The organism is Photorhabdus heterorhabditis (assembly GCF_001280945.1).
GTDB lineage: Bacteria > Pseudomonadota > Gammaproteobacteria > Enterobacterales > Enterobacteriaceae > Photorhabdus > Photorhabdus heterorhabditis.
This window is the reverse complement of record NZ_LJCS01000232.1, coordinates 1-522: the sequence shown is the minus strand read 5'-3', so window position 1 is coordinate 522 and position 522 is coordinate 1. Positions and strand designations below refer to the sequence as shown.

Sequence of the window (522 nt, the reverse complement as noted above, 5' to 3'; positions counted from 1 at the left end):
ATACCCGTCAGTCCCCGCTGATGGCGCTAATGAACACGGTGGCGTATCAGGGACAAACGGGTCAGCGCGGGCCGGCTTTATCCGACCGGCTGGTGAAATCGGCCAACACGCTGCTAAACAACAAAACCGTGCCGATGACAGCGCTGTCCTCTGAAAGCCGTGGACCGATGAGCGAGACCTTTGGGCCGCTGCTGGCGTTGATGGGCGAAAATCAGGCGCCTGAGGGCATGAAGGCGGACAGCCACCTGAATTTACGCACCTTCCTGACCCGGGTCACCGAAGTGCGGCTGAAACTGCAACAGATGAACACCAGTGATGACCCGCCGGCCATGGCGAACACACTGGCCCGGGCGGTGTTTGAAGGGAAAAGCACGGATTTGACGGAGACGCAGGGTTATGGGCGTCTGGTCGCGGCCAGTCTGGGGGGACAATGGCAGGGCCTGGGGCAGACGCTGTTTGTGCAGCCGTTAACGCAGGCGTGGCAGGGGATACTGAAACCGGCAGCGGCGAATCTGAATAGGC

The 522-nt window shown here is 60.9% G+C and carries 1 pseudogene; it reads left to right on the top strand.

The annotated features are described in order from the left end of the window. Positions 1 to 167: 167 nt before the first annotated feature. A pseudogene (locus tag AM629_RS21495) lies at positions 168 to 522 on the top strand (ImcF-related family protein); the annotation flags it as partial.